This window comes from Photobacterium sp. Hal280, from assembly GCF_037162255.1.
Classification (GTDB): Bacteria; Pseudomonadota; Gammaproteobacteria; order Enterobacterales; family Vibrionaceae; genus Photobacterium.
In genome coordinates this window covers 2,786,467-2,811,490 of sequence record NZ_JARLUO010000005.1, presented here as the reverse complement: position 1 = coordinate 2,811,490, position 25,024 = coordinate 2,786,467, and the positions used below count along the sequence as shown (strand labels likewise).

General features: G+C 52.0%; 24 protein-coding genes, 1 tRNA gene and 1 pseudogene. 8 read left to right on the top strand and 18 right to left on the bottom strand.

Annotated elements, in window-relative coordinates; all coding sequences use genetic code 11:
* Nucleotides 1-7 precede the first annotated feature (7 nt).
* On the bottom strand, nucleotides 8-1,456 hold the full coding sequence (gene pdxR / locus P4S53_RS22120; protein ID WP_337114401.1) for a MocR-like pyridoxine biosynthesis transcription factor PdxR: 1,449 nt from the start codon (nucleotides 1,454-1,456) through the stop codon (nucleotides 8-10).
* 97 nt (nucleotides 1,457-1,553) lie between these two features.
* Between pdxR and P4S53_RS22115 the strand changes: the two genes are divergently transcribed.
* Nucleotides 1,554-2,210 (top strand): pyridoxamine 5'-phosphate oxidase family protein, encoded by a 657-nt coding sequence (locus tag P4S53_RS22115; RefSeq protein ID WP_337114400.1) that lies wholly within the window; start codon nucleotides 1,554-1,556, stop codon nucleotides 2,208-2,210.
* A gap of 35 nt (nucleotides 2,211-2,245) precedes the next feature.
* On the opposite strand, the gene P4S53_RS22110 is transcribed toward P4S53_RS22115, so the two are convergent.
* Nucleotides 2,246-2,638, bottom strand: a complete 393-nt coding sequence (locus tag P4S53_RS22110; RefSeq protein ID WP_337114399.1) for a hypothetical protein — start codon at nucleotides 2,636-2,638, stop codon at nucleotides 2,246-2,248.
* A complete protein-coding gene (locus tag P4S53_RS22105) occupies nucleotides 2,626-4,314 on the bottom strand; it encodes a BCCT family transporter (protein ID WP_337114398.1) in 1,689 nt (562 codons plus the stop codon). Before P4S53_RS22105 ends, P4S53_RS22110 begins: the two co-directional genes overlap by 13 nt.
* A gap of 265 nt (nucleotides 4,315-4,579) precedes the next feature.
* Between P4S53_RS22105 and P4S53_RS22100 the strand changes: the two genes are divergently transcribed.
* Both P4S53_RS22100 and P4S53_RS22095 read left to right on the top strand, forming a co-directional pair.
* On the top strand, nucleotides 4,580-4,834 hold the full coding sequence (locus tag P4S53_RS22100) for a hypothetical protein (RefSeq protein WP_337114397.1): 255 nt from the start codon (nucleotides 4,580-4,582) through the stop codon (nucleotides 4,832-4,834).
* 471 nt (nucleotides 4,835-5,305) lie between these two features.
* Nucleotides 5,306-6,322: a porin gene (locus tag P4S53_RS22095; RefSeq protein ID WP_337114396.1), complete on the top strand. Its 1,017-nt coding sequence runs from the start codon at nucleotides 5,306-5,308 to the stop codon at nucleotides 6,320-6,322.
* A 56-nt stretch (nucleotides 6,323-6,378) separates the two neighbouring features.
* On the opposite strand, the gene P4S53_RS22090 is transcribed toward P4S53_RS22095, so the two are convergent.
* The 12 genes from P4S53_RS22090 to rpsU all read right to left on the bottom strand — a co-directional run bounded on the left by P4S53_RS22090 (nucleotide 6,379) and on the right by rpsU (nucleotide 16,644).
* The gene (locus P4S53_RS22090; protein ID WP_337114395.1) at nucleotides 6,379-7,515 is read right to left on the bottom strand and encodes an AI-2E family transporter; all 1,137 of its coding nucleotides are present in this window, start codon (nucleotides 7,513-7,515) and stop codon (nucleotides 6,379-6,381) included.
* A gap of 251 nt (nucleotides 7,516-7,766) precedes the next feature.
* Entirely contained in the window at nucleotides 7,767-8,483 is a 717-nt protein-coding gene (locus P4S53_RS22085) for an ArsR/SmtB family transcription factor (RefSeq protein WP_442958678.1), read from the bottom strand.
* A 2-nt stretch (nucleotides 8,484-8,485) separates the two neighbouring features.
* Complete coding sequence (locus P4S53_RS22080; protein WP_337114394.1) at nucleotides 8,486-8,869, bottom strand: amino acid-binding protein; 384 nt, start codon at nucleotides 8,867-8,869, stop codon at nucleotides 8,486-8,488.
* Nucleotides 8,870-8,886: 17 nt separating this feature from the next.
* Nucleotides 8,887-9,192, bottom strand: coding sequence for an antibiotic biosynthesis monooxygenase family protein (locus P4S53_RS22075; protein WP_337114393.1), 306 nt, complete (start codon nucleotides 9,190-9,192; stop codon nucleotides 8,887-8,889).
* 386 nt (nucleotides 9,193-9,578) lie between these two features.
* Nucleotides 9,579-10,154, bottom strand: a complete 576-nt coding sequence (locus tag P4S53_RS22070; protein ID WP_337114392.1) for a reverse transcriptase family protein — start codon at nucleotides 10,152-10,154, stop codon at nucleotides 9,579-9,581.
* On the bottom strand, nucleotides 10,115-10,552 hold the full coding sequence (locus P4S53_RS22065) for a hypothetical protein (RefSeq protein WP_337114391.1): 438 nt from the start codon (nucleotides 10,550-10,552) through the stop codon (nucleotides 10,115-10,117). Before P4S53_RS22065 ends, P4S53_RS22070 begins: the two co-directional genes overlap by 40 nt.
* Nucleotides 10,553-10,851: 299 nt before the next feature.
* Nucleotides 10,852-11,877, bottom strand: a complete 1,026-nt coding sequence (locus tag P4S53_RS22060) for a retron St85 family effector protein (RefSeq protein ID WP_337114390.1) — start codon at nucleotides 11,875-11,877, stop codon at nucleotides 10,852-10,854.
* Nucleotides 11,878-11,897: 20 nt separating this feature from the next.
* A tRNA-Ile gene (locus P4S53_RS22055) sits at nucleotides 11,898-11,973 on the bottom strand.
* Between the two features lie 197 nt (nucleotides 11,974-12,170).
* Nucleotides 12,171-14,015: an RNA polymerase sigma factor RpoD gene (gene rpoD / locus P4S53_RS22050; protein WP_337114389.1), complete on the bottom strand. Its 1,845-nt coding sequence runs from the start codon at nucleotides 14,013-14,015 to the stop codon at nucleotides 12,171-12,173.
* A gap of 92 nt (nucleotides 14,016-14,107) precedes the next feature.
* Nucleotides 14,108-15,865 (bottom strand): DNA primase, encoded by a 1,758-nt coding sequence (gene dnaG, locus P4S53_RS22045; protein ID WP_337114388.1) that lies wholly within the window; start codon nucleotides 15,863-15,865, stop codon nucleotides 14,108-14,110.
* A 95-nt stretch (nucleotides 15,866-15,960) separates the two neighbouring features.
* Nucleotides 15,961-16,404, bottom strand: a complete 444-nt coding sequence (locus P4S53_RS22040) for a GatB/YqeY domain-containing protein (protein ID WP_120511756.1) — start codon at nucleotides 16,402-16,404, stop codon at nucleotides 15,961-15,963.
* A 24-nt stretch (nucleotides 16,405-16,428) separates the two neighbouring features.
* Nucleotides 16,429-16,644, bottom strand: a complete 216-nt coding sequence (rpsU, locus tag P4S53_RS22035) for a 30S ribosomal protein S21 (RefSeq protein WP_002537656.1) — start codon at nucleotides 16,642-16,644, stop codon at nucleotides 16,429-16,431.
* A 215-nt stretch (nucleotides 16,645-16,859) separates the two neighbouring features.
* On the opposite strand from rpsU, the pseudogene tsaD reads away from it, so the two are divergent.
* Nucleotides 16,860-17,875 (top strand): annotated as a pseudogene (tsaD, locus tag P4S53_RS22030) (tRNA (adenosine(37)-N6)-threonylcarbamoyltransferase complex transferase subunit TsaD).
* 54 nt (nucleotides 17,876-17,929) lie between these two features.
* On the opposite strand, the gene plsY reads toward tsaD, so the two are convergent.
* Nucleotides 17,930-18,538: a glycerol-3-phosphate 1-O-acyltransferase PlsY gene (gene plsY / locus P4S53_RS22025; protein WP_337114386.1), complete on the bottom strand. Its 609-nt coding sequence runs from the start codon at nucleotides 18,536-18,538 to the stop codon at nucleotides 17,930-17,932.
* 294 nt (nucleotides 18,539-18,832) lie between these two features.
* On the opposite strand from plsY, the gene folB reads away from it, so the two are divergent.
* The 3 genes from folB (at nucleotide 18,833) to P4S53_RS22010 (ending at nucleotide 20,572) form a co-directional block, all read left to right on the top strand.
* Nucleotides 18,833-19,189: a dihydroneopterin aldolase gene (gene folB / locus P4S53_RS22020; RefSeq protein WP_046222375.1), complete on the top strand. Its 357-nt coding sequence runs from the start codon at nucleotides 18,833-18,835 to the stop codon at nucleotides 19,187-19,189.
* Entirely contained in the window at nucleotides 19,182-19,673 is a 492-nt protein-coding gene (gene folK, locus P4S53_RS22015) for a 2-amino-4-hydroxy-6-hydroxymethyldihydropteridine diphosphokinase (RefSeq protein ID WP_337114385.1), read from the top strand. The genes folB and folK overlap by 8 nt, the downstream gene beginning before the upstream one ends.
* Nucleotides 19,674-19,765: 92 nt before the next feature.
* Nucleotides 19,766-20,572, top strand: a complete 807-nt coding sequence (locus tag P4S53_RS22010; RefSeq protein ID WP_337114384.1) for an undecaprenyl-diphosphate phosphatase — start codon at nucleotides 19,766-19,768, stop codon at nucleotides 20,570-20,572.
* A gap of 98 nt (nucleotides 20,573-20,670) precedes the next feature.
* On the opposite strand, the gene P4S53_RS22005 is transcribed toward P4S53_RS22010, so the two are convergent.
* Nucleotides 20,671-21,891: a multifunctional CCA addition/repair protein gene (locus tag P4S53_RS22005; RefSeq protein ID WP_337114383.1), complete on the bottom strand. Its 1,221-nt coding sequence runs from the start codon at nucleotides 21,889-21,891 to the stop codon at nucleotides 20,671-20,673.
* Between the two features lie 103 nt (nucleotides 21,892-21,994).
* On the opposite strand from P4S53_RS22005, the gene P4S53_RS22000 reads away from it, so the two are divergent.
* Nucleotides 21,995-24,271 (top strand): AAA family ATPase, encoded by a 2,277-nt coding sequence (locus tag P4S53_RS22000; RefSeq protein WP_337114382.1) that lies wholly within the window; start codon nucleotides 21,995-21,997, stop codon nucleotides 24,269-24,271.
* A gap of 84 nt (nucleotides 24,272-24,355) precedes the next feature.
* Here P4S53_RS22000 and P4S53_RS21995 read toward each other — a convergent pair whose 3' ends face one another.
* Nucleotides 24,356-24,931, bottom strand: a complete 576-nt coding sequence (locus P4S53_RS21995) for a TIGR04211 family SH3 domain-containing protein (protein ID WP_442958704.1) — start codon at nucleotides 24,929-24,931, stop codon at nucleotides 24,356-24,358.
* Between the last annotated feature and the right edge of the window lie 93 nt (nucleotides 24,932-25,024).

Sequence of the window (25,024 nt, the reverse complement as noted above, 5' to 3'; positions counted from 1 at the left end):
TTGTCCGTTATAGCTGGCGATGAAACAGCGTGGCCAAACGGGCAATCAGCGGGTCGATGGCATCGGACGCCACATTGCCAAAGCCGAGCACCGCACCTTGCCAGTCTCTGGTGCGGTGTGCCGGGTGCTCGTAGTAACTCATGGGTCGCAGCATGATCCCGGCGGCTTCTGCCTGCTGCGCCCAGTCATCTTCACTGATCCCGCCCTGCCACCTGAGCGTGATGTGCAGTCCGGCTGGCTGGCTGATCACCTCCACCTGATCCCCGAAAAAGCGGCTGATGGCATCCAGCATCAAGTGGTGTTTGTCTTTGTACAGCCGACGCATTTTGCGGATATGGCGCAGCAAATCGCCTTCCTGAATGAAATCGGCCAGTGCGGCCTGCGTGTGTGCTTGGGTGTCGCCGGTCAGCGCATCTTTGATCATCAGACACCGCTCAACCAGCGATTCCGGCACCACCAGATAGCCCAGCCGCAGGCTGTTGAACATGACCTTGCTGAACGAGCCGACATAGAGGATCTGATCATCACAGCCCATCTGACCGGCCAGCCCCTGCAGACAGGTATAAGGCCGGTGGGCAAACTGAAATTCGCTGTCGTAGTCATCTTCGATGATCCAGCGTTTGCCCTGAACCGCCCAGTCAATCAGCTTCAGCCGTTGCTCTGTGTTCAGGGTTGTGCCCATCGGGTATTGATTACTGGGGGTGAGATAGAGCGCCTCAGACTCACTGCTCAGGACGGCGTGAACGTCCAGCCCCTGATACGGCTGTATGCTGAGCGCTTGCAACTGATAACCCTGCCAGTCGATGATCTTGCGCATCTGCGTATAGCCGGGCTGCTCCATCAGGATTCGGTCATCCCGCCTGAGTGTTGCCAGCAGTGCCAGCGACAGCGCCTGCTGCGCCCCGGCAGTGATGATAATCCGGTCGGGATTGCAGTGCACCGATCGGCTGGTCGCCAGATAATCCGACAGCGCCTGACGCAGCACAGCTAACCCCTGCAGATCCTGATTTCCCATCAGAGACTGTCGGCCGGCGTGGCGCTGCAACAAGCTTTGCCATTTGGCTGCGGGAAAGGCGGCCAGATCCGGCACACCGGGTGCAAAAGGGGCGTTCAGATCCAAGGCTTGTGCCGCGGCCGGCGGCTTGCGGTCGGCCCGCGGCGGTTGCGCCGTCAGATAGTGTTCCGGCAGATCAACCGAGACGTAAAATCCCGAACCCAACCGGCTTTCGATATAACCCTCGGCGACCAGTTGTTCATAGGCCGCCGTGACGGTATTGCGGCTCAGGGATAACTCATCAGCCAGTTTGCGCGTTGACGGCAATTTTCCGCCCATTGGCCACAAACTGCCGACAATTTTGTCGCGGATCGCGTGAAACAGCCGCTCCTGACGGCTGCCCGTTAGCGTCGCGATTGTCAGATCGCCGGTTTCGATCAGTTGCGGGGAAAGAAGTGACATAACTGGCTCTATCAAATGTTTAAAACTGGCTCTAAAAAATAGACCAGTTTGCCAGTACATTGCCAGCACCATGACAGCGAAGTGAGCAAGGACGACAATGTTATCGCAAACAAAAAGAACCCAAGTCAGGAAGGGAGCACACAAAGCCGTGCAGGAACCTCAGGTTTTGTTCGACATTATTGATGAATGCCTAGTGGCGCATGTGGCGATTCAGGAAGCGCAGGGGCCAGTGGTGATCCCGATGCTGGCGTGGCGGGTGGGGGATTTTGTTTATATTCACGGCGCCAACAACAGCCGTTTGCTGCGCACACTCAGGCAGGCGGCGCAAACCTGTTTAACCTTCACCCTGTTCGATGGCTGGGTGCTGGCGCGGTCGGCGTTCAATCACAGTGCGCATTACCGTTCGGCTGTGGTGTTCGGCCAGTTTGAGGTGATAGAGGACAAGGCTGAAAAAGATCGGGTGCTGAACCATTTTGTCGAGCAGATTGCCCCCGGAAGAACGCAGGCTATCCGGCTGAGTAACCCAAAAGAGCTGGCGGCGACCACTGTGCTGCGGATGCCGCTCAATGAAGCCTCGGTGAAAATCAGCAATAAAGACGTGGGCGACGATCTGGCTGATCTGGAATTGCCGGTGTGGGCCGGATTTATTCCGTACCGGACTGTGGTTGGCCCGCTGAAGGCCACGGCGGGCTTACACGCGTCGATCCCGACGCCGGACTACAGTGCCGCTTACGGAGCGCGCTGGGAAAACTAAGAGAAGGCGCCCTCCCAGTGAGAGGGCGGCCTGGATTACTCTTTTGCCTGCTGCTGCTCGTCGTTTTCTTCTTCTTCCATGTTCCACGGCAGGATGCCGGGCGAGACGTGCAGGAAATGCAGGTAGTTTTCAAACTGATCCAGAATGTCGGAAATAATATCCTGCTGTTCATAGCCGTAAACATCATAAGCCCGACCACCCCGGCGCAGAAAGACTTCCGCCCGGTAATAATGCTCCGGATCTTCCGGGTCATGATCGGTTTCCGGGAAGGCAAAATCTGGCAGCAGGTAGCCTCTCAGCCTGACTTCGTACAGAAATTCCAGCTTCCCTTCCTGATACACTTCAAACTTGGCCCGGCCTTGCTCGTCATCATAAATGACTTCAGCCACCCAGCCTTGCTGCTCAAGCTCTTGCTCTACTTTCTGCATGCTTGGGTAGACTGTCTTCTGAATAAAACCGGAGACTTCTTCACGTCCGGGGAAATCGACGATGTTGGCCAGACGTTTTTCCAGTACCCAGGGCCGGTTTTTCCGCCGCTCTGGCGCGATCGGGATTGCACGTGCTGCTCCAGACTCTGGCTGTGATGGCTTTCAATCACTAGCGCCCGCCACATGCCAACGGCTGCGATCAGCATGATGATCGCAAAGGGCAGGGCGCTGACAATGGACGCCGTTTGCAGGGCACTGAGGCCACCGGCCAGCAGGAGCACAGCCGCGACCAGCCCTTCCATGGACGCCCAGAACACCCGTTGCCACGCCGGAGTATGGGCAACCCCGCCGGAAGCCAGCGAGTCGATCACCAGTGAGCCGGAATCCGACGAGGTGACGAAGAAGGTGACAATCAGGAACACGGTAATAAAGGAAACGATCGAGGTCAGGGGCAACTGTTCCAGTAATTTGAACAGCGCAATGGCCTGATCGTTCTGTACTTCCTGGATGAGCTGGGTGTAGCCCTCAACCATGATCATATGGAGCGCGGTATCGCCGAATACAGAGAACCACAGGAAAGTGAAGATGGTCGGCACCACCATCACCCCGACCACAAACTGGCGGATGGTGCGGCCGCGACTGATTTTCGCCACGAACAGACCGACAAAAGGCGCCCAGGCAATGGTCCAGCCGAAGATAAATAAGGTCCAGTTGCCAATCCAGTCGCTGGCGGTATAGGCCTGTAAATTAAAGGTCCGCTCAACGATGTTGCTCAGGTAACTGCCGGTGTTCTGCATGAAGGTATTGAGGATGAAGATGGTCGGCCCGACGGCAAACACAAACAGCATTAACGAGATGGCCAGCACCATGTTGAGGATTGACAGGCGCTTGACCCCTTTATCCATCCCGGCAACCACAGAGAATATTGCCAGTGCGGTGATCACCACAATCGCAATGATTTGCACTGTGGTATTGACCGGTATCGACGGCCAGAGGTAATTGAGCCCGGCATTGATCTGCGCCACCGAAAGCCCCAGTGTGGTGGCAATCCCGAACAGGGTGCCGAGGATGGCAAAGATATCCACGGTATGGCCAATCGGGCCGTGGATTTTTTCGCCGATGAGCGGATACAGGGTCGAGCGCATGGATAACGGCAGGCCGTGACGAAAGGCGAAATAGGCCAGCGTCAGCCCGACCAGGCCGTAAATGGCCCAGATGTGAAATCCCCAGTGGAAAAAGGCAATCTGCATTGCCTGCCGGGCGGCATTCACCGTCATGGCCGGGCCATCAGGCGGCGAAGCATAATGCAGTACAGGTTCTGCCACGCCAAAGAACAGCAGGGCGATCCCGTAACCGGCGGAGAACAGCATGGCAAACCAGGACGGAAAGCTGTATTCCGGCTCGGCGTGATCCGGGCCGAGCTTGATCTCTCCCCATTTGGTCAGCGCCACGGTGACGATAAAAAACAGAAAGATCGCCACCGACAACATATAAAACCAGCCAAAACTCTGGGTGACGTAACTGAGGGTTTCTGAAAAGACTTTTCCGGCAAGGATCGGATTACTGATGGTGCCGATCACCATGAGTAAAATCACCGCCACGGCGGGAATGAAAACCGGGATCAGGATAGTCGAACTGCGCTGCGTTTTTTCTTCTGACGGCTTTTCTGCTGACATAGTTTCGCTCCACGATTCAAACCTTGCTCCCAAGTATGGCATACGCAACGGCATGCTTCAGAGTGAATTGTCTTTTTCAGACAAGACATTACCGGCGAGCCCGGGAATGAGACGCCAGCGGCGGATTTAATCTGAGTGGAAAACATCCGCATTATGAGAGTAGCGCCTGACATTCGGGTGATCTCAAGCTCTCGGCACCTGCAAGAGCGAGTTTGAGATTATCCGGGTAGAACGATTTCGCTTTGGATCTTGAAGAGAGTACCGGATGCACGACAACAACATGGCAAATAATGAATTTTTATGGTCTAAGATCAAGAGCTTACTGGGCATGACAATTGCAACCATCGGCTGCTTTTTCTTTTGCCTGCAGGCCTACCAGAACTTTTTAGCTTCTTTTGAATATACGTCAACCAGCACCAGCTACACCTATATTGCAATCTCCATCGGCTCGGGCCTGATGGCCATTCCCTTGTTTCTGGGTGCAGTCAAATCTCTGCTCAATTTTCTGGGTCAGCGATAACACAGGCTTGTGAAGCGTTTCTGAAACGCTGTTCCCGGTCCGTTCAGACATGCCGGACTGGGATTTTCGAACGCTCGACAATGGGCTGTCTCCAGCCTGCCTCGATCAACACTTTTTCGTCTAACTCCCACATACGCAACACACTTCTCACTCGAAATGCACAAAAATGCCACCATGAGGTGTCCATGATTTGTCCGCGCTGCCTGACCGGTGCCACGCCAGCATGAGGCTGATATCCACTTCAACCATGTTGTGATGGCACAGGCTCAATAATGCGTTCAAAGCATACTTACAACCTGTATTTGCCATGAATGGGATATAACACAAGTTTTGAACAAATTTGTTGTCGTTATTTTATGTGTTTATGTCATTCCTTAACTACGCTTTCAATGTTCGTTTCAAATGTTCACATTTTTGTCATAACGCTGTGTATCGGCGCATAAGAACACAACAAAAGATGGAAAAATGATTATGGATAAAAAGCACTTGGCAATTGCAGTGGCAGCTGCATTTTATGGATCTCAGGCAGTCGCGGTTGAGTTATACAATGAAGGCGACACGACCTTCTCCGTCGGTGGTCATGTCTCTGTGGGCCTTGGCGGCTCTGAACAGGGCGAAACGGAAGTACAACAGGTTTCTCCGCGGATCAATATCAATGCAACACAGGATATCGGAAACGGCTATACCGCCGATGCAAAAGGCGAATGGGCGCTGAATTACCTGGAAGGCGGCGAAGAAACTTTCACCACGCGTCTGGGTTACATTGGTGTCTCACATAATGCTTATGGCCGCGGCGTGGTGGGCACGCAATGGTCGCCTTACTATGATGGTGCTGGGGTCGCCGATTTACCCATCGCGTTCGCGAACGACTTTCTGTACGACGATCAGGGCCCGCTGGGGACAGCCCGTGCCGAGCGCATGATCTCCTATCGTAACAGCTTGAACTTGAATGATGCCGGTGAGCTGATGTTTGGTCTGGGCTGGCAGGGAGCAACAACGGGTGAGGAATTGGCAGGTACAGCTGCAGACTATGATGATCGTCTCCAGATTTTGCTGCATTACGACATCATGGGCTTTGGTCTGAACTATTCATACAACACGGGTGATGTTCAGATCCCCAATACCACTTTTGACGAAACTGCGCGTTCACACATGTTCAGTGCCAATTACGGCACCTACGGTGACGGCCTGTACGTGGCTGTGGTCTATGCGATGAACGAATACATGAACCGTGGCCTGGAAGAGTCGGTGGCGATTGAAGGCCTGCTGGCTTATGCCCTGCCCAGCAGCTTGAACCTGAGCGTGAACTATGAATCGGTTGAAGATGACAAGAACAGCAACACCATCTTCAGCCAGATGGCGCTGCAGGCGGAATATAACTTCACGCCTAGTTTTGTCGGCTTCGGGGGTTACCAGTTTGATCTGGGCAACGATATCGACGTTGAAGAAAACGACATGTGGATTATCGGTATGCGTTACTACCTGTAACCGCAAGACTGTAATCCCCATCAACACGGCGCTGCGGGGCAACCTGCAGCGCTTTTTTATGTGTCAGATGTTTCGGAACGCGTGGCGTCTTGCTGTGGGGAAATATTGGATTCTGGTTCTTCCTGTTTCTCTAACTTGATCCAAAAGACAAACAGTTCATACCAAATCGCCAGAATGACTGCGCCGAGAAACAGGCCGGTCATACCGTAATACATCATGCCGCCAATGGCACCAATCAGGATGATGGGCATGGGGACAGCGACCCCGCGGCCCATTAACATCGGTTTGAGCACGTTGTCCGCCAGCGAACCGATAACGACCCAGACGGTAAACAGTGTTGCTGTGGTGGCATCCTGGGTCAGGTACATGTAAATGATCACGGGCAGCACGGCTATCAGAGCCGGCAACTGTGCGATACATAAAATCATCAGGAGCAAGGTCAACAGGCCTGCCGCCGGGATACCAAACACAAAGAAGCCGGCACCGATCAGCAGCGCCTGAATGGCCGCCACACCGACGACCCCAATCAAGACGCTTTTGATGGTTGCGGCAATCAGTGATGTCCAATGCGCGGCGTTGGTACCTGCGGCACGCACAACCACTGTTTTTAACGAGGCGGTAATCTTTTCTGAGTAAGTCATAAACCCGGCAGCAATCACCAGCGAGAGGATGAAGATCAGCATGTCGCCCAAGGCACCGCCCAGCACACCCACGAAAGCGGACAGGGCTGATTTGACTTGCGGCAGGAAGGTTTGAATGGCTTTTTCCAGGTTACTGGCAAACAACCCCCACATGTCGAACAGCTTCTCGCCAATCACCGGAATTTCCGCAATCCTGCTGTCTGGCCCCGGAAGAGCCACCTGGCCTTGTTGCAGTGTCTCCAGTACCTGGATTGACGCGTGGTAGACGGAAACCGAGATCATCACGAGCGGCGTCACCAAGAGCACAATCCCCAGCAGGGCAACGGTCGTCGCCGCTAATCCCCGGCGATTGCCATACCAGCGCTGGATTCTCAGCGTCAGTGGCATCAGCGCAACAGCGATAATCGCCCCCCAAATCACAGGGATGATAAACGGCCTGATGATGTCGTACGTGAACATCAGCAGTACCAGCAGCAAGCCGATACGGATCGCGGACTCCACCATATTACCGATGAAAACTTTGCTTTGATGCGGTTCCGGTTGTTTATCCATGTTGCTTCCTGCTGTTCAATGTTCGCGCTGATGGGGCTGGAAACGATTTTGCCTACAGTGGCCGTAATGATTCATGCTCACGACAGTGTTATCAGAATTTGATATCAGCACATTTCAAATGCAGGCTCAGGCAGATGGTAAAGGTCAGTACGTTAAACGGTATTAGTTCAGACTAGATCTGATACTTTCATTTGAAAAGAAGAGAGAATTGTAAAAGCAGAAAGCTGGAGACTACGCGGCATTCTGGGTGTTCAGCTGAGCGCTTTCGCCAGGCCAAAATACTTGCTGAAAGCATTCCACCCTTTTTCTGTCACTGTGACTTCTCTGTATCCCGGTACTTTTTCAATCCATCCGCTCTGTTCAAAGCACAGGAAGAGTGCCGCCCCGGCATGGCCGCCAAGGTGAAATTTCCGCTCACTCCAGTCTAAACACGCGCAGCACTGTTTACGTTTGGTCTTTGCATCCAGCATGCCCCCTAATTGACTGAATTGCGCCTTGCCTAAGGGAGTGAGTACATTGCCATCGCCGGTAATCCATGCATTCGCGAAAAGGTAATCGTAAATACCGACGGCGATTTCGCCTGCAAGATGGTCGTAGCAGGTTCTTGCCCGTTGCAACTCGGCCGGCACCCGTGTTTTGGGTGACTGCACCGCGCCAAAGGAAACGCCCATCATATTTTCAAGCAGGGCAGCAATACTGGCACTGTAGAGACGAAAATACCGGTGACGCCCTTGTGATAAACAAGTCACGAGATTGGCTTTCAGCAATCGGGACAGATGCGCGCTGGTGGTGGACGGTGCGATATCAGACACAGCGCTTAATTCAGTGGCTGTCCAGGCGCGGCCATCCATGAGCGCACAAAGAATTTTCATCCGTGACGCATCAGACAGAGCAGCCGCAAGGGCTGCCATGGATAATTCCTGCTGAAATTCTTCGTGTTCCTGCGGGACTTGCGGTTGAGGCTTCACAATCAGACAATCCAGTGTCGGGTTACTTTTTCAGCAACCTTATCGTCATCAGTGATGAGGATCAAACGGTTTGCGTGGTCGCTGTATTGGGTAATGATGTTGACGCCATTATCGGCCAGCACTCTGGCAATGGCCCCTAATTCGCCCGGCTGTTCCTGCTTGAGTTTTCGAATCAGTGGCCTGGAAATACCGATGACCTCAAAACCCTGTTCGATGAGTACCGCTCTGGCTTTTTCGCCCTCTTCTACTAAAAAGTGGGCGTGACTTTGCTGGTTGACGGAAAAGACGCCGCCACCTTCTAAGCCAACGTGATTCGCACCGAGTGTTTCGCCTAATCGCGCCAGCTCTCCCGGCAGATTCTTCAAAACGACATGAATGTCATACATAGCAATAGTTTCCTTGCTTACTGGGATGATGAATATTCTCTGATCAGGCTGAGCACCTGAATTTGATAAACAGAGAAAATGGACTCCTTTCCTTCATGCTGCGCCGATCGGTGCATCATGTTGTGCTTCCATTGCAAAATGGCCGCTTCGCTTTCCCACCACGACAGCGAGAGAAACTTTTCTGGGCTGGAAATGCTTTGAAAGCGCTCCACAGAAATGAATCCCTCCGCATGGCTCAGCAGCGGCTTTAACTGTTCAGCCAGTTCGAAATAACGAGCCTGCTTTTCAGGTACGGCTGTCGCTTCAAAAAGAACCGCGATCATTGTCTTATCCTTCTGAATGTCAGTGTGTTGGGCTCAATATAGCGCGGTGAAAAAAGGATACTTCGGTGATGGGCGAAATGTGGGTTTCTATCTTTTTAAAGAGAGGCTAATTATGTACGTAAATAATTAGTGACTGTTTTCCGAAAGTGTATAGATAGTTTTATTTTTTTAGGGTTAATTATTATATTGTTTGCATTGGTGATTTGTAAGTTTAGGAAATATTTTTGAAAATATAAGATCATTTTATATATGACAAGTAATATTATCCTGGTAATTAGTTGCTTTACAAAGAGGTTTTTAATATTCGATCATATAAATGAAGAGTTTTATTTACTTGGTTAAGGTTCAAGTGTAATGTTTTTATCTATCATGGTTATTTAAAGTGGCTAAATAACCAAAGAGATTTTCGAAGTGTTCCCTTGCAATTTATTGTAATAATCACTTAGCTTATTTGCTTTTGTTTTGTCGACGCTTTTTACGTATGCGATTATTCCCATACAGATTGATTCAAAACCTGGATCTTGATTCTTTTTTAATAGAAACATCTTTGTTCTATAATAATTAAATTTTTTTTTGCCAATCCCAAGCTTTTCATTTACAACGAGTCCAGTAACCTCTCTACGAACTCTTGGGCCAGAAAGTTTATTTTTTACTGGGTGGATAGTGAAACCTTCTTCGGAAATAATTTTGGAAACCATAGATCTCGCTTTCTTTATTATCGATAATTTATTGCCAGATATAGTAATGTCATCAGCGTATCGGGTATAAGTTAGAGCAAATTTTTCGCAATACTTCCCTATTCTATAGTCAAGTCTGATTGTTACTAAATTTGAAAGTGATGGTGAGGTTGGAGCGCCTTGTGGCAAGCTACCTTCTAATGTGCATATATTAGCTAACTGGAATGATAGGAGTGGGGAATAACCTAATGACTTGAATAATGCACATACGTTTTTAGCAGGCACCGATGAAAAAAATCTTTTAAATCAACATTTAAAACATACTGTTTGCTTTCGTGAGGTTTTGCATTCGCAATAAGATTTTGACCACGTATAAATCCTTTTGCGTAAGGTGATGGTTTTAACTTATCGAGAATATTCCGAAGTATCCAACGCTGAATTGCTTTAAGTTCTTGATTTGGCTTGCTTATGTCTCTAAACTGACCAGGTGTTTTTTTCTCTTCTTTAAAGTGGAAATAGTGGTGTTTATTGTTAGATACATATTTACATATGAGTTCTGGAGTAACTCGTATTAATTTTGCTAGATCATCAACGTCTTGTAATACAGGAAGGGATAGCAGACGTTGTGTGTATAATCCACTGTCAGAACTTTTAACCATAATATTCTTATCAGCTCGCTTCATGTAATTTACTTAAAGAGTTGAGTGGCTGGCTTCTAACGACTTAGTTAGTGCTAAGATACCCAAACACGACGAAGAGGAGTGTTTGGGGAGCGAAGCTCTCAGCAGGAAGTACAAGACGTACAATTGCTGAGAAAGCAAGTGTACGGCTTGATCATCCTGCCAAAGTTAAAGCTTCGAAGGGGGCGTAGAGAAATCTCTATCCGCTAAACTCTGTCAAATACCGATAAGGCCTTTGGTTTAGGACATCGTTTCTGCTTAGAAGCCAGCTAACTAAATCTAACAATTATTAGTCTGAATGTCTAGGTAACTTGCATTTGCATGTTCATTAATTTTATTCTAAGAGCCATTATTTTCGAAATATAGTGATATTTGTCATTGATGTATTTATAACCGAGTTCTGTAATCAAATAATGTGAGTCTAGTCGTTGTATGTGGCTTTTTCTAAGAAGTGAATGTAAAGCAGCTTTGTATGCTAATCTGTCTTTCGATGTTGTTTTTTCTTTAACATGTATTTTTATCATTAATTTTTCAATTGAATTTGTAGTCAATCCGTCAATTAGATAGACAAGAAGCAGTATTTGACTTGGGTAAGCCAGTAAATTATCTATCTTTTTCTTTTTTCTTCTTGTTCCAATCTTATCTTTAATAGACGTTATCAGTAATTGACTATGTTCTGGTTTTGCACTATCAAAATCGGGAGGGATGTCTACTACTGTTCCTTTATGTTTTTTTATCAGCCTTATTGGCCCATGATTGATGAAGCTTTTATGTGACTTAAATTTTGAGTTTCTAAAAACTATTGTTTTACTTGCAAGTGATTCTTGAGTAGAAAATGCACCTAACTCTGCAAACGAGCCTGGACTTTCAGGAATTAAAGCTATTAAATCTACTGCTTCAGCAAGTTGCTCCTCTAATGAGAGTAAGCTGTTCTCACCCTGACCCTCCAAAAGGTCTTCAAATAAATCTTCTGGATAAGTAAGTTCATAGCGGCGCTGACTTTCTAGAACTTTAGAAAATTTGAAACGAAGGCTTTCTCTATCACTTTTATCTGCACCACAAAGAAATATTATTCGGTTGTTCTCATTGATTCCTTTGTCGATGATATATTTAATCTCTTGTATTATGGTATCTAATTTTAATTCTGGAATACCTACTAATAAACTCATGATAGTTAGCCGAAATGATGTTTTGGCTATGTTACTGCTTTGTCGGGTATCAGCAAGTTTTTTAACATAGTTTTGCGGATACAACCATATAATGTCGAATTGACTGCAAATGAGAGCTACGAATTGCTTAAGGAATAAAAAAGCCGGATCAGTTTTCACTGTTCCGGCTTCTCTGCATCTGGTGGCCCCTCCCAGACTTGAACTGGGGACCAAGCGATTATGAGTCGCCTGCTCTAACCACTGAGCTAAGGGGCCAAATGTGCCACCGATTATATGGGATGGGTGGGGTATTGTCTACCTGCTAAGGGGCAAGTTTTGTTTGTTTCTTAGGCAGTTAAATGCAGGGCAAGCCCTTGCGCGGCAAGGGGTGTGAGCGGGGTCGCATGTGCGGCGGGCAAAGAAAAAGCGGGCTGTTGAGCCCGCTTTTTGGTGTGGTGTTACTGGTGAGTGGCTTACTCGTCCAGGAAGCTGCGCAGCACGTCGGAACGGCTTGGGTGGCGCAGTTTACGCAGGGCTTTGGCTTCGATCTGACGGATACGCTCACGAGTCACGTCAAACTGTTTGCCCACTTCTTCCAGTGTATGGTCTGTGTTCATGTCGATACCAAAACGCATCCGCAGGACTTTGGCTTCACGTGGCGTCAGGCCAGCCAGAACTTCGTTGGTAGCCGCACGCAGGTTGGTTGCCGTGGCAGAATCCATTGGCAGCTGCAGCGTGGTATCTTCAATGAAATCACCCAGATGTGAATCTTCATCATCACCGATTGGGGTTTCCATCGAGATTGGCTCTTTGGCAATCTTCAGCACTTTACGGATCTTGTCTTCCGGCATCTGCATGCGTTCAGCCAGTTCTTCCGGCAGGGGTTCACGGCCCATCTCCTGAAGCATCTGGCGAGAGATACGGTTCAGTTTGTTGATGGTTTCGATCATGTGCACAGGGATACGAATCGTCCGTGCCTGGTCAGCGATCGAACGTGTGATTGCCTGACGGATCCACCAGGTGGCGTAAGTCGAGAACTTGTAACCACGACGGTATTCAAACTTATCGACCGCTTTCATCAGACCAATGTTACCTTCCTGGATCAGATCCAGGAATTGCAGGCCACGGTTGGTGTATTTCTTGGCAATCGAAATTACCAGACGCAGGTTGGCCTCAACCATTTCTTTCTTGGCGCGGCGTGCTTTGGCTTCACCAATCGACATACGGCGGCTGATGTCTTTGATACGCTCAATCGACAGGCCGGTTTCATCTTCCAGGATGCGCAGCTTGAGCGAGGCACGACGCAGATCTTCTTCGTAGTTCTTCAGGCGCTCGGCATACGGTTTGCCTGAGTTCAGTGCTTGATCGATCCACGCAGAAGAAGATTCATTACCGCTGAACAGCTGAACGAAGGTCTTCTTCGGCATTTTGCTGTTGTCGACACACATACGCATGATCAGGCGCTCATTGGTACGCACCTTATCCATGGAATCACGCAGTGAGCTGACCAGACGGTCAAACTGTTTCGGGATCAGACGGAACTGTTTGAAAATTTCAGACAGCTCGGCAATCGCGACTTCAGTGTCCGGGTGATGACGGCCATTGGTATCGATGGCTTTGGCCATATTTTCGTAAGAGACACGCAGTTCTTTGAACTTCTCGCGTGCTACTTCCGGATCGATGCTGCCGTCGTCTTCTTCGCTTTCTGAATCGTCGTCATCGTCTTCAAGATCTTTGTCTTCATCTTCAAGATCAGTTTCGCTTAACTCGGAACCGATGTGCGTGGCTGTCGGAGCGGCTGTCTCTTCTTCGTTCGGATCCACGAAGCCTGAAATGATATCAGTCAGACGCAGCTCTTCTGCTTCAACCTTGTCAAACTGCTCAAGCAGATGCGAGATTGCTGACGGGTACTCAGCAACAGAACACTGAACCTGATTGATACCATCTTCGATGCGTTTAGCGATGTCGATTTCGCCTTCGCGGGTCAACAGCTCAACTGTACCCATTTCGCGCATGTACATACGAACCGGGTCAGTGGTACGGCCGATTTCGCTTTCTACGCTCGATAATGCCTGAGCCGCCGCTTCAATGGCGTCTTCATCGGCATTGTCTTCAGTCATCATGAGTTCATCGGCATCAGGGGCGGTTTCCACCACCTTAATACCCATGTCGTTGATCATCTGAATAATGTCTTCAACCTGATCAGAGTCAACAATGTCTTCTGGCAGGTGGTCATTAACTTCGGCATAGGTCAGATAACCTTGCTCTTTGCCTTTGGCAACAAGCAACTTTAGCTGTGACTGCGGATTTTGCTCCATAGACGATATCCAACTTAGGGTCTGAGTGAGAAAAAAGGATGCAGAAATGCAAACCAGTAATTATAACAAATGTCAGAATTGTTGACTACTTTTTAGACGGGGCGATTTAACAGCAATAGCTGAAGCTCCCGCTTCTCTTCGACTGATAAGCCGACGGTGTTCGATTTAGCCTGCAACTTCTCAATTTGTTGTGTGACGCATTGATCGATAACTTTATCCATCGCGTCAAAAAATACAGTGTGTAAACTGTCTTCATCGCTGCCGAGCGGTATGTCCCAACTGGCCAGACGGGCCATCATTGAGGCTTGCTCGGTCTCACGCCAATCTTCAAGCAACTGTCCAGTTGTGATATTGGGATGAAGTCGACATTTATCAACTATTGTCAGTAATAATTTTAAGCCAGCCAGTTCTGTGCCGGCGAAATCCTGGGTGTTTAAGCCCAGTTCAGCGGCAAAGCCCGGGTTTTGCAGCAGCAGCGCAATTGCGATCCGCATCGGCGTTCGTTTGATCGCGGGCTGAGCCGCTCTGACCGGCTTATTGTCTCCGTGTTCGCTGATCAGCTGTTTCAGCTGCGCTTCATCAGGAAGACCGAGTTTTTGTCCTAAAACTTTCCGTAAGTATAGTCTCAGGGTGCCGCCCGGCACTTTGTCAATCAGTGGCACTGCCAGCGTACTGAGCTTGGCTTTGCCTTCCCGGCTGCTGGTATCCACCTGTTGCAGCAGGGTGGTGAACAGAAAATCGGACAGGGTCATTGCCTGAGTGATCGCCTGCTCGAACGCTTCTTTGCCATGCTGGCGCACGTAACTGTCCGGGTCTTCGCCGTCGGGCAGGAACATAAATTTCAGCTGGCGGCCATCGTTCATATACGGCAGCGCTTGTTCCATCGCCCGCCAGGCCGCATCACGACCGGCGCGGTCACCGTCATAACAGCACACCACAGTACCGGTTTGCCGGAACAGGGTCTGAATATGCTCCCCTGTGGTCGAGGTGCCCAGCGAGGCGACGGCATAGTCGACGCCGTATTGCGCCAGGGCGACGACGTCCATATAACCTTCGACGACCAGAACGCGCTCAGGTTCCCGGTAAGTTTGCATCACCTGATACAAACCGTAGAGCTCACGGCCTTTGTGAAAAATCGGTGTTTCCGGTGAGTTGAGATACTTGGGCGTCCCTTCGCCCAGGACCCGGCCACCAAACCCGATCACCCGGCCGCGGCGGTCGTGGATCGGAAACATAATCCGGCCACGGAAACGGTCATAGCGACGGCCTTGTTCGTTTTCGATCAGCATGCCGGCGCTGACTAAATCTTGCTGTGCCTGTTCGTTGCGGCCAAAACGGCTGCGCACCAGATCCCATTGGTCAGGCACATAGCCGATGCCGAACTGTTTGACGATCTCGCCAGACAGTCCACGTCCTTTCAGGTAGTTAATGGCCACCTGCGCATCGCTCTGACGCAACAGCGACTGATAATATTGGGCGACCTGACCCATGAGGTCATAAAGGCTTTGCTTCTCTTGTCGCTTGATGCTGCTCTGGCCGCTGGTGCCTTGTTCGCGCGGAACTTCAAGACCCAGCTGAGATGCCAGTTCTTCAACGGCATCCACAAAGTCCAGCCGGTCGAACTCCATCACAAAATCGAGCACGTTGCCTTTCGCACCGCACCCAAAGCAATAGTAGAACTGTTTGTCGGGACTGACAGAAAAAGACGGGGTTTTCTCATTATGGAAAGGGCAGCAGGCACCGTAGTTCTTGCCTTGCTTTTTGAGTTTCACCCGCGCATCAATTACATCGACTATGTCATGCCGTGAGATGAGGTCATCGATGAATGAACGAGGGATCTTTCCTGCCATACAATGAGTGTTACCTGAAATTAACTGGGAAGAGATACAAACAAGCCGCGCATTCCCGAGAGGATAGCACGGCTTGCTGTAGAGTTGGGGCAGTTTTAGCCGAGTTTGGCTTTGACCAGTTGGCTAACTTTCCCCATATCGGCGCGGCCCTGCAGCTGTGGTTTAAGCACAGCCATCAGTTTGCCCATGTCCTGCATTGAGCTGGCCCCCGTGCTGGCGATAGCGTCTTCCAGCAGAGCGGCAACTTCGTCGTCGCTCAGCGGCTGAGGCATAAATTCTTCCAGTACGGCAATTTCAGCATGCTCAACATCGGCCAGATCCTGACGGCCTGCGGCTTCATACTGAGCCACAGAGTCACGACGCTGTTTTACCATTTTCGTCAGTACTGCCACGATGTCGTCGTCGGTCAGAGTGATCTTCTCGTCGACTTCACGTTGTTTGATGGCAGCAAGAACAAGACGGATAGCACCCAGGCGAGCTTTATCCTTCGCCTTCATGGCTGCTTTTTGTTCGTTCTTTATACTTTCGATCAGGGCCATTACGCTGTCCTTGTTCTCTGTAAATTAGTACAGACGAACGCGACGTGCGTTTTCGCGAGCCAATTTTTTCAGGTGACGCTTAACAGCCGCTGCTTTAGCGCGCTTACGTACAGTTGTTGGCTTTTCGAAGTGCTCACGACGGCGAACTTCAGAAAGGATACCTGCTTTTTCGCAAGAGCGCTTAAAACGACGTAGAGCTACGTCGAACGGTTCGTTTTCACGTACTTTGACTACTGGCATGTAATACTCACCTCAGAGTGATTCGATTAACGCTGATGATCAAAATTATCAGCTGATTAAAAATGGTGCGAAATTCTAATCTGATCCGGGGTCATTTGTAAAGCATTCTGCAAGTCAGAACTGGTGAAATTCTGTCAACAGCGGTAACATGCCCCTCCGACGTTCCGCACCGGCTTCGGCTTTCAGTGTGTAAGTATATAAGTATAGAGGTTGATATGCGTATCCTGGGCATCGAAACGTCCTGTGATGAAACAGGCGTGGCGATTTACGATGATGAGAAAGGCCTGCTGGCTCATGAGTTGTACAGCCAAGTGAAGCTGCACGCCGATTATGGTGGCGTCGTACCTGAACTGGCCTCACGGGACCATGTCAAAAAACCATCCCGCTGATCAAGCAGGCGCTGGCCGATGCCGGTTTAACCCCGGCGGATCTGGATGGTGTGGCTTATACCGCCGGCCCCGGCCTGGTCGGTGCTCTGTTAGTGGGCGCGACCATCGGCCGCAGCCTGGCGTATGCCTGGAATCTGCCTGCGGTGGCGGTACACCATATGGAAGGCCATTTGCTGGCCCCGATGCTGGAAGACAATCCCCCTGAATTTCCGTTTGTGGCGCTGCTGGTGTCTGGCGGCCATACCATGATGGTGGAAGTCAAAGGCATTGGCGAATACCGCATTCTGGGTGAGTCGATTGACGATGCCGCCGGTGAAGCCTTTGATAAAACGGCCAAGCTGATGGGACTGGATTATCCCGGCGGACCGCTGCTGTCGAAACTGGCCGATAAAGGCACCGCAGGGCGCTTTACCTTCCCGCGTCCGATGACGGATCGTCCGGGCATGGATTTCAGCTTTTCCGGCCTGAAAACATTTGCCGCCAACACCATCCGCGGCAACGATGATGACGAGCAGACCCGGGCAGATATTGCTTATGCGTTTCAGGAAGCCGTGGTGGATACGCTGGCAATCAAATGTAAGCGTGCGCTGAAAGAAACCGGCTTTAAACGTCTGGTGATTGCCGGCGGGGTGAGTGCCAACAAGCACCTGCGTGCCGAGCTGGCCGCCCTGATGGCAAAACTGGGCGGCGAAGTCTTTTATCCGCGGACTGAGTTCTGTACCGATAACGGCGCCATGATTGCTTATGCGGGCATGCAGCGTCTGAAAAATCAGGAAATCATGGATTTGAGTGTCAAAGCCCATCCGCGCTGGCCGATTGATACCCTCAAGCCCTTGCGCTGATCCGGCTGAAGCCGGGTCAGTGATCCCCAAAGAACACTGAACCGCCAGGACGAATCAGGGTTTCGACTGGCGGTTAAATTTATGCCATATCTTATATTCTTTGCCGTCCAGCAAGCGGCGGACATTCTCGTGATGGCGCAGAATGATCAGGCACGACAGCATCGCCACCGGCATGGTGTACTGAGGTTTGACCCACCAGGTAAACATGGGCGCGATTAGCGCGGTGATCATGGATGCCAGCGAAGAATAGCCGCACAGCACGGCCACCACCATCCAGGTTGCAATCAGCATCCCGCTTAAATCCCAGCCAATCGGGGCCAGCGCGCCCAGTGCCGTCGCCACGCCTTTGCCGCCACGGAAGTGGAAAAACAGCGGGTAAATATGCCCCAGACAGGCGGCAATGCCGATGATCCCCAGCAGAAAGGGATTAATCCCCAGAAAATAGCTGATCCAGACCGGCAGCATGCCTTTGAGGATATCGCAGACCAGCACCAGTGCCGCGGCACCCCGGCCGCCGATACGCAGGACATTGGTTGCCCCCGGATTCCCCGAACCGCTGTCTCTTGGATCAGGCAGGCGGAACAGGCGGCAAATCAGCACCGCACTGGACACAGAGCCCAGCAGGTAAGCAGCGATAATGATCAGCAGCACCAATGGTGTCATAGCATCTCCAGTAAGCCCCTGACGTTACTGTCATCCGGGGAGCGGGTGTTGATGAGCCTGTACGCCGTGGCCTTTTGGGTACCCATAAAAGTGGCAAAAATGTGATTACTCAGCGCCCACGTCTGATGACATTAGGTATAACAGCTGTGGTATAGTGCATCCACTTTCAGGAGGCTGGCGTGTTTGAAACGCTGGAAGCCTGTTTTCTGTCATCAATATGATGAACTCGTCCCGATAATACGCACTTTTGCTCACATTGGGTATCCGACCTCTACACAAAATTAGCGATGGAACATGGATTCAGTATTTATCGAACATCTTGATGTTATCGCCTCTATCGGGGTGTATGACTGGGAGCAGGAAATTAAGCAGAAACTGGTGCTGGACCTGGAAATGGCCCATGACAATCAGCCCGCGGCGCTCGCCGATGATGTGTCACTGGCGCTTGATTACGCCGCCGTCAGCCAGACAGTGACTGAGTTTGTGGAACAGGGCCGATTTCTGCTGGTTGAACGGGTGGCAGAGGAAGTTGCCAGCCTGATCATGACACGTTTCAACGTCCCCTGGATCAAAGTGACAGTGACCAAACCGGGCGCAGTGCCGAATGCGCGCGGTGTTGGTGTGGTCATTCAGCGGGGACGCCGTGACTGAGGTTTACATCAGCATCGGCAGTAATATCGATCGTGAGCACTATGTGCGCGCGGCGGTTGCTGAGCTGAAGCAGTTAGGATCCCAGTGTCGCGTTTCCCGTATTTTTGAAGCGGAACCTGTCGGCTTTGACGGTCCCGTTTTTTTCAATGGTGTGGTGGCTCTGAAGACAGATTTGTCGCTGAATGCCCTGCAGCACAGGCTGAAAGCCCTGGAAGTGCAGTATGGTCGCCAGCCGGATGCGGTGAAGAATCAGAACAGAACGCTGGATTTGGATCTGTTGCTGTTCGGTGATTGGATCAGCCCTGAAGCGCCTGCGCTGCCGCGGGCGGATATCTACAAGTTTGCTTTCGTCTTACTGCCGCTGTATGAGCTGAGCCCGCTGCTGGTAATACCGGGAGATGGACGCACGGTGGCGCAAATCTGGCAGGCCTTCGACAAGCAACAGGTATTAAGGCCGGTTGCACTGGATTTTGACACAGTTTGACAGCAATGCACTGAACTGTCAGGGAAACCAGGGGTCAATCCACTGGCGATACACTTTCTCGTATTATGTTTTCGAAGAGTTAAAGGTAAACAATGAGTCATTTTGAAGCGTTCATGTTGGCATTGATCCAGGGGCTGACTGAATTTTTGCCGATCTCCAGTTCGGCGCATCTGATCCTGCCGTCGCAGGTATTTGGCTGGGCAGATCAGGGTCTGGCTTTTGATGTGGCCGTGCATGTGGGGACGCTGGCGGCGGTTGTGATGTATTTTCGTAAAGAAGTGGTGTCTTTGCTGGCGGCCTGGTTGGCGTCTATCTTCAAAGGCCACCGCTGTCGTGAAGCCAGTCTGGCCTGGATGATCGTGCTGGCGACCATTCCGGCTTGTGTGTTTGGTTTCTTTATGGCTGATATCATTGAAGTGTATCTGCGCTCTGCGTGGGTGATTGCGGTCACCACCATAGTGTTTGGTCTGCTGTTGTGGTGGGTGGATCGCCGTGCGAGTCAAACCCGCGATGAGTACGATGCGAACGCCAAGCGCTCACTGTTTATTGGTCTGGCGCAGGCGGCGGCCATGATTCCCGGTACGTCGCGTTCAGGGGCGACCATGACAGCCGCGCTCTATCTGGGTTTTACCCGTGAAGCCGCTGCCCGTTTTTCGTTTCTGATGTCGATCCCGATTATCCTGCTGGCCGGCACCTATCTGGGGACCAAGCTGGTTGAGAGCAGTGCCCCGATTGATTTTGGCGGTTTAGGCATCGGTCTGGCGGTGTCTTTCATCAGCGCTTATGCCTGTATCCATGTGTTCCTCAAACTGGTCACGCGCGTGGGTATGCTGCCATTTGTGATTTACCGGCTGTTGCTGGGCTTTGGTCTGATCGCGCTGCTGTTGAGCCAGCAGTAATTCAGCCCGAGCGAAATCAAAGGAAGCCGGACTTTGCTCCGGCTTTTTTGTGCGCTGAGATGATGGACAGAGGTTGTGCGCTGAAATTCAGCGCTTTTTTAACGCCCCAGCACCTGCGATGCTGCCTCGGCGCGGCGGATGGCCAGTTGTTCCTTGATGGCTGCGCCCTGGTAGCCCGCTTCAATGATGGGTTTTACTTCGACGGTCTGTACGGCCGCGAAGACATCCTGAAGGATATCGGCCTGCGGGTAGGGATCGTCTTCAAACCCGGTCCGACCGCGGATATCCGCCCGGCAGCAAATGGCTAACTGTGCCACACGCTCTGGTTTTCGCCAGGCGTCTATCTGATCAAAGAGTCTGATAAAGGTAGCGGGGCGCATCTCTTGCGCGCGGTGTACTTTGGTGTGCTGCGCACAGACCATGAGCGCGGTATCGCGATAATGGTTCGGCACTCTCAGGCGCTGGCACAGCTGGCGAATCACATCCATCCCCAGCTGGCAGTGCAGCTTATGGCTGGGCAGCTCGGCTTTGGGCGACAAGGCTTTACCCAGATCATGCACTTGGGCACTAAAGCGGATCACCGGATCGTCACTCAGCAGGGCCGCCTGATAGGACACCATCAGGGTGTGGATACCAGTATCGATTTCCGGGTGCCACTTCTCGGGCTGCGGAACGCCAAACAGCGCGTCGATCTCAGGCATGACGATGCCCAGTGCGCCGCACTGGCGCAGCACGGTCAGAAAGATATCCGGGCGCTCGGTATGCAGGGCGCGTTCCCATTCCTGCCACACCCGCTCGGGCGTCAGGGCTTCCAGCTCACCGTTCGCCACCATTTCCTGCATCAGGGCCAGGGTTTCCGGTGCAACAGTGAAGCCCTGCGGGGCAAAACGGGCAGCGAAGCGGGCGACCCGCAAGACACGCAGCGGATCTTCAACAAACGCCTGCGACACATGGCGCAGCTGGCGTTTTTCGATATCCTGCTGGCCCTGATACGGGTCGAACAAGGTGCCGTCCTGCGCTTCGGCAATGGCGTTGATGGTCAGATCCCGCCGCATCAGGTCCTGCTCCAGCGTCACATCCGGCGCGGCATAGCATTCAAAGCCGGTGTAGCCTTTGCCCGATTTTCGTTCGGTACGGGCCAGGGCGTATTCTTCTTTGGTTTTGGGGTGCAGAAAGACAGGAAAATCGCTACCGACCTGGCTGAATCCTTGGTCCAGCATATGCTGAGGCGTGGTGCCGACGACCACCCAGTCTTTGTCTTTGACGGGTAATCCCAGCAGCCGATCCCGTACCGCGCCGCCAACCAGATAAATATCCACTTTTCTCTCCTCGTCTTTTGTCAGTCTTGCCCCCGAAGGGTATACAATCGGTGTCACGAACGCTAATGTATCTCAGTTATTTTACTTCATCCCGGACGAAGACATGTACAAGGCATTTTTTGGCCTGACCGAAGCCCCGTTTTCAATTGTGCCTAGTGCACGGTTTCTTTATCTCAGCGATCGCCACCGTGAAGCGCTCAATCACATGCTTGCCGGACTGGCTGATGGCGGGGGTTTTGGGCTGCTCACCGGCGAAGTCGGTACCGGCAAAACCACAGTGCTGCGCGCCTTGTTATCCAAACTGGGTGAGGAGACTCAAGTGGCTGTGGTCCTGAACCCGGCGTTATCGGCCCATGAGTTGCTGGAAAGCATCTGCGATGAGTTAGGACTGCCGGCGTCACCGCAAGACAGCTATAAGATCCTGACCGACAGATTGTACGCCCACCTCAAAGCCAATGATCAGGCCGGTCGCCATACGCTGTTGCTGGTCGACGAAGCGCAGCATCTGCTGCCGGATGTGCTGGAGCAGCTGCGCCTGCTGACCAACCTGGAAAATGACCAGCGCAAACTGCTGAAAGTGGTGCTGGCCGGTCAGCCTGAACTGCAGCAGTTACTGCAGCAGCCGGGATTGCGCCAATTGGCTCAGCGCATTACCTCACGCTATCACCTGCTGCCGTTAACCGAAGTGGAAGTGGCGGCTTATGTGCGTTTTCGGCTCGATCAGGTCGGTTGCGCGCACCAGATCTTCTCGCCTCAGGCGCTGAAGACACTGGCCCGGGTATGCGGCGGCATTCCGCGCCAGATCAACCTGGTGTGTGATAAAGCCCTGCAGCTTGCCTGCCGGGACAGCCGGTATCAGATTAATCCTGAGCACATCCGGCAGGCCAGTGAACTGGCGCTGGGATGGGCGGTCGCACAGCCGACACAGGTTGCGGGCCCCTCGCGCAACCGGCTGGGCTGGGCGATTGCCGCTGTACTGGCACCGGCGTTAATTGCGGCGGGCTACTGGGGCGGCGGCTGGGTAGCAGAAAATCAACTGGGCGTGGTCGTGCAGGAAACGGCTGTGGTGTCTGCGCCTGCCACTTCGGGCCCTTCGCCGGAAACGGATCAGGCCCAGGCACTGGAAAAACGCTGGCAAGCTGTGCTGGCCCTGCAGCCGACGGAAAGGCAAGCCATGCAGACCCTGTACCAGCTGTGGGGCTATGAAGTCTCGCCCAGTCAGGCGAACTGCCTCAGCAGCACGCGTATCGGTCTGACCTGCCAGCAAAGCAAAGGCGATCTTGCGCAGCTCAGTCTGATCAACCGGCCTGCCATCCTGCCTCTGACCAATGACGATGGCGAGCGCTTTTATGCGGTACTGTACGCCCTCTGGCCGGGCGAAGCCGAGCTGATGCTGGGCGGAGAGCGGCTCAGAGTCAGCCGGGAGTGGCTGCAGGCGCACTGGCAGCAAGACTTTACCCTGATGTGGCGTCCGCCCATGGGGGAGAGCACCAGCATTCGCTATGGTCAGCAAGGTGGCCGGGTGGCCTGGCTGGATCAGCAGCTCAACCGTTTGCTGGGCGAGCCGGGTATGGCCAGCAGAGACTTTGATCAAACTGTGCTCGAGAAGCTGCGCCGTTTTCAGCAGGCTCAGGGCTTGTTTGCCGACGGGATTGCCGGCCCGATGACGCTGATGGTGCTGGACACCGCCTTGTCGCTGCCCGGGCCGACACTGCATCAGGAGTACCGTACCGATGGGGATACCGTGAACGGCAGACACCCGATGTCCTTTTTACCGTTCCCCAAGTTAACGACTGAGTCCTTGCCTGCGCCGGGTTTGCCCTTATACGGCAATGCTGAGCGCAGTGCTTCTGAGGCCAGGCGGCCGTTCTACCATTCTGACGGTGAACAGCCCGCTGGCACAGCTGCCAGTGAGACAGCCATGGACACAGTCACCATGGATACCGCAGCCGGTGACAGCCAGATGAACTTTCTGGATTTGGATAAACTGGATTTGTCGGGCCTGTCGCCTGAGCTGGCCAATCGACTGCATCAGGCGATTGCTGCGACCGATCAGGCCGATACACCGGCTTTGGTTGATCCCAGAACGGTCACTGCGGCGGTGGTGAAAGAAAAACCGCATGTCGCAGAAAATGTCATGACGCTGGCAGACTTGCCTCAAGGCGTTCAGGCGCGTTTACCGGCCATCAATCTGCAGACTCATATCTACTCATCCAGTGCGGACAGTCGCTGGGTGAAGGTGAACAACCGTGAAGCTTACGAAGGGGATGAGGTCGCTCCGGGTGTGACACTGGAGAAGATTGAGCCGCGTAAGGTGATTTTAGATTTTGAGCATATCCGCTTTGAGATGGCGGCATTGTCTCAGTGGCCGTCAGGATAAGGCTCACCAGCATGACGGACACAAAAAAGGCAGCTCAGCTGCCTTTTTTGTGTTTGGAATGGCTATTAGCGTATGGCCTGGCAATCATGCCCAGCCATTGTTGCGTTTCTTACGACGTGGGATCAGGTGCGGTAGTACCAGACCAAACAGTAGCCCGCCGCCTGCAACCATGCCACCGTAGGTAAACCATCTCATCAGCAGATCGTCTGCCTGGGTATCCAATTTAGCGCGCAGTTCGCGGATTTCAGACTGGGAAGTCGACAGCTGGTCATTCAGCTTGGTGTTTCGATCTTCCAGGTCGGTGATCTGCTCAGTACGGTTCTCCAGTGATGACTGAAGCGTTGCATTGCGTTCATCGCTGGACTGCTTGGCATTGGCCAGGGCTTTTTTCACTTCGGTCAGTTCTTTTTCTAATTTTGGCAGGCGTTCTTTCAGGCCAACCTGGTTAGAAATGAAATCACTTTTGACCCAGCCTGTGCGGCCACGGTCGTCAACCACTTTACTGAAACCCGATTCTTTGTTGACTTCCAACAGGGTTACTTTCGTGCCAGCGTCTACGCTGCCCATAATTTTGAATTGCGTACTTGGCCCGCGATGCATGTAAGTAAACAGGTCATCGGAGATGTAACGCACCTGCTGAGCGTGTACCTGAGCTGTCATCAGAACGGTGATAGCGGCAAAAACTAAGCGGATAAGTTGCTTCACTCTGGGATCCTTGAAGGAGCTTGATTAATCGATGGAGCACAGATACTA